The organism is Pseudarthrobacter sp. NPDC055928 (genome assembly GCF_042270935.1).
GTDB lineage: Bacteria > Actinomycetota > Actinomycetes > Actinomycetales > Micrococcaceae > Arthrobacter.
The window spans coordinates 1-4,296 of the sequence record NZ_JBHJZH010000042.1; the positions used below are offsets into that span (position 1 = coordinate 1).

General features: G+C 57.6%; 2 rRNA genes. Both read left to right on the forward strand.

Annotation, left to right across the window (positions count from 1 at the left end):
* A 16S ribosomal RNA gene (locus ACFC25_RS22630) occupies nucleotides 1-1,187 on the forward strand; the annotation flags it as partial.
* Nucleotides 1,188-1,495: 308 nt separating this feature from the next.
* Nucleotides 1,496-4,296 (forward strand): 23S ribosomal RNA (locus ACFC25_RS22635); the annotation flags it as partial.

The following is a 4,296-nucleotide window of genomic DNA, read 5'->3' on the forward strand; positions in this document are numbered from 1 at the left end:
GAGGCAGCAGTGGGGAATATTGCACAATGGGCGCAAGCCTGATGCAGCGACGCCGCGTGAGGGATGACGGCCTTCGGGTTGTAAACCTCTTTCAGTAGGGAAGAAGCGAAAGTGACGGTACCTGCAGAAGAAGCGCCGGCTAACTACGTGCCAGCAGCCGCGGTAATACGTAGGGCGCGAGCGTTGTCCGGAATTATTGGGCGTAAAGAGCTCGTAGGCGGTCTGTCGCGTCGGATGTGAAAGCCCGGGGCTTAACCCCGGGTCTGCATTCGATACGGGCAGACTAGAGTGTGGTAGGGGAGATCGGAATTCCTGGTGTAGCGGTGAAATGCGCAGATATCAGGAGGAACACCGGTGGCGAAGGCGGATCTCTGGGCCATTACTGACGCTGAGGAGCGAAAGCGTGGGGAGCGAACAGGATTAGATACCCTGGTAGTCCACGCCGTAAACGGTGGGAACTAGGTGTTGGCGACATTCCACGTCGTCGGTGCCGCAGCTAACGCATTAAGTTCCCCGCCTGGGGAGTACGGCCGCAAGGCTAAAACTCAAAGGAATTGACGGGGGCCCGCACAAGCAGCGGAGCATGTGGCTTAATTCGACGCAACGCGAAGAACCTTACCAAGGCTTGACATACACCGGAAACGGCCAGAGATGGTCGCCCCCTTGTGGTCGGTGTACAGGTGGTGCATGGCTGTCGTCAGCTCGTGTCGTGAGATGTTGGGTTAAGTCCCGCAACGAGCGCAACCCTTGTTCTGTGTTGCCAGCATGCCCTTCGGGGTGATGGGGACTCACAGGAGACTGCCGGGGTCAACTCGGAGGAAGGTGGGGACGACGTCAAGTCATCATGCCCCTTATGTCTTGGGCTGCACACGTGCTACAATGGCAGGTACAATGAGCTGCGAAGCCGTGAGGCGGAGCGAATCTCAAAAAGCCTGTCTCAGTTCGGATTGGGGTCTGCAACTCGACCCCATGAAGTCGGAGTTGCTAGTAATCGCAGATCAGCATTGCTGCGGTGAATACGTTCCCGGGCCTTGTACACACCGCCCGTCACGTCACGAAAGTCGGTAACACCCGAAGCCGGTGGCCCAACCCCTTGTGGGAGGGAGCTGTCGAAGGTGGGACTGGCGATTGGGACGAAGTCGTAACAAGGTAGCCGTACCGGAAGGTGCGGCTGGATCACCTCCTTTCTAAGGAGCATCTAGGTCCCGTCGAGGGATCCAGGGCCATAACGCAGGCGAGTGTTCTGCGGTGGTTGCTCATGGGTGGAACGTTGATTATTCGGCTGGTTTTCACGGGCCGGAGGCTGTTAGTACTGCTCGCAAGAGTGTGGAAAGCATGATCTCCGGGCGGGAGCCGGCCGGGCACGCTGTTGGGTGTCTGAGGGTATGGCCGTATGGCTGCCTTCAGTGCCGACCCCGGTGAAGCACCATGCAGATGGTGTGTGACGGGTGGTTGGTCGTTGTTTGAGAACTGCACAGTGGACGCGAGCATCTGTGGCCAAGTTTTTAAGGGCGCACGGTGGATGCCTTGGCACCAGGAACCGATGAAGGACGTGGGAGGCCACGATAGTCCCCGGGGAGTCGTCAACCAGGCTTTGATCCGGGGGTTTCCGAATGGGGAAACCCGGCAGTCGTCATGGGCTGTCACCCATACCTGAACACATAGGGTATGTGGAGGGAACGCGGGGAAGTGAAACATCTCAGTACCCGCAGGAAGAGAAAACAACCGTGATTCCGGGAGTAGTGGCGAGCGAAACCGGATGAGGCTAAACCGTATACGTGTGAGACCCGGCAGGGGTTGCGTATGCGGGGTTGTGGGATCTCTCTTTCACAGTCTGCCGGCTGTGAGGCGAGTCAGAAACCGTTGATGTAGACGAAGGACATGCGAAAGGTCCGGCGTAGAGGGTAAGACCCCCGTAGTCGAAACGTCAGCGGCTCGTTTGAGAGACACCCAAGTAGCACGGGGCCCGAGAAATCCCGTGTGAATCTGGCGGGACCACCCGCTAAGCCTAAATATTCCCTGGTGACCGATAGCGGATAGTACCGTGAGGGAATGGTGAAAAGTACCCCGGGAGGGGAGTGAAATAGTACCTGAAACCGTGTGCCTACAAGCCGTGGGAGCGTCGGAGCAAGGCTTGCCTTGTTCTCGTGACTGCGTGCCTTTTGAAGAATGAGCCTGCGAGTTTGCGGTGTGTTGCGAGGTTAACCCGTGTGGGGAAGCCGTAGCGAAAGCGAGTCCGAACAGGGCGATTCAGTAGCGCGCTCAAGACCCGAAGCGGAGTGATCTAGCCATGGGCAGGTTGAAGCGGAGGTAAGACTTCGTGGAGGACCGAACCCACCAGGGTTGAAAACCTGGGGGATGACCTGTGGTTAGGGGTGAAAGGCCAATCAAACTCCGTGATAGCTGGTTCTCCCCGAAATGCATTTAGGTGCAGCGTCGTGTGTTTCTTGCCGGAGGTAGAGCACTGGATAGGCGATGGGCCCTACCGGGTTACTGACCTTAGCCAAACTCCGAATGCCGGTAAGTGAGAGCGCGGCAGTGAGACTGTGGGGGATAAGCTCCATGGTCGAGAGGGAAACAGCCCAGAGCATCGACTAAGGCCCCTAAGCGTACGCTAAGTGGGAAAGGATGTGGAGTCGCACAGACAACCAGGAGGTTGGCTTAGAAGCAGCCACCCTTGAAAGAGTGCGTAATAGCTCACTGGTCTAGTGATTCCGCGCCGACAATGTAGCGGGGCTCAAGCGTACCGCCGAAGTCGTGTCATTCCAGCATGAGGGCCAACGCCCGCTGGGATGGGTAGGGGAGCGTCGTGTGCCGGGTGAAGCAGCCGCGGAAGCGAGTTGTGGACGGTTCACGAGTGAGAATGCAGGCATGAGTAGCGATACAAACGTGAGAAACGTTTGCGCCGATTGACCAAGGGTTCCTGGGTCAAGCTGATCTGCCCAGGGTAAGTCGGGACCTAAGGCGAGGCCGACAGGCGTAGTCGATGGATAACCGGTTGATATTCCGGTACCCGCTGTGAAGCGTCAAACATCGAACCAGGCGATGCTAAGTCCGTGAAGCCGCCCCGGAGCCTTCGGGCAAAGGGGAGTGGTGGAGCCGACGAACCAGACTTGCAGTAGGTGAGTGATGGGGTGACGCAGGAAGGTAGTCCATCCCGGGCGGTGGTTGTCCCGGGGTAAGGGTGTAGGACGTCAGGTAGGTAAATCCGCCTGGCAATAGTCTGAGACCTGATGCCGAGCCGATTGTGGTGAAGTGGATGATCCTATGCTGTCGAGAAAAGCCTCTAGCGAGTTTCATGGCGGCCCGTACCCTAAACCGACTCAGGTGGTCTGGTAGAGAATACCGAGGCGTTCGGGTGAACTATGGTTAAGGAACTCGGCAAAATGCCCCCGTAACTTCGGGAGAAGGGGGGCCATCACTGGTGATCCGATTTACTCGGTGAGCTGGGGGTGGCCGCAGAGACCAGCGAGAAGCGACTGTTTACTAAAAACACAGGTCCGTGCGAAGCCGTAAGGCGATGTATACGGACTGACGCCTGCCCGGTGCTGGAACGTTAAGGGGACCGGTTAGCTCACTTTCGGGTGGGCGAAGCTGAGAACTTAAGCGCCAGTAAACGGCGGTGGTAACTATAACCATCCTAAGGTAGCGAAATTCCTTGTCGGGTAAGTTCCGACCTGCACGAATGGCGTAACGACTTCTCGACTGTCTCAACCATAGGCCCGGTGAAATTGCACTACGAGTAAAGATGCTCGTTTCGCGCAGCAGGACGGAAAGACCCCGGGACCTTTACTACAGTTTGATATTGGTGTTCGGTTCGGCTTGTGTAGGATAGCTGGGAGACTGTGAAGCTCGGACGCCAGTTCGGGTGGAGTCGTCGTTGAAATACCAGTCTGGTCGTGCTGGATGTCTAACCCGGGTCCGTGATCCGGATCGGGGACAGTGTCTGATGGGTAGTTTAACTGGGGCGGTTGCCTCCCAAAGGGTAACGGAGGCGCCCAAAGGTTCCCTCAGCCTGGTTGGCAATCAGGTGGTGAGTGTAAGTGCACAAGGGAGCTTGACTGTGAGACCGACGGGTCGAGCAGGGACGAAAGTCGGGACTAGTGATCCGGCGGTGGCTTGTGGAAGCGCCGTCGCTCAACGGATAAAAGGTACCCCGGGGATAACAGGCTGATCTTCCCCAAGAGTCCATATCGACGGGATGGTTTGGCACCTCGATGTCGGCTCGTCGCATCCTGGGGCTGGAGTCGGTCCCAAGGGTTGGGCTGTTCGCCCATTAAAGCGGTACGCGAGCTG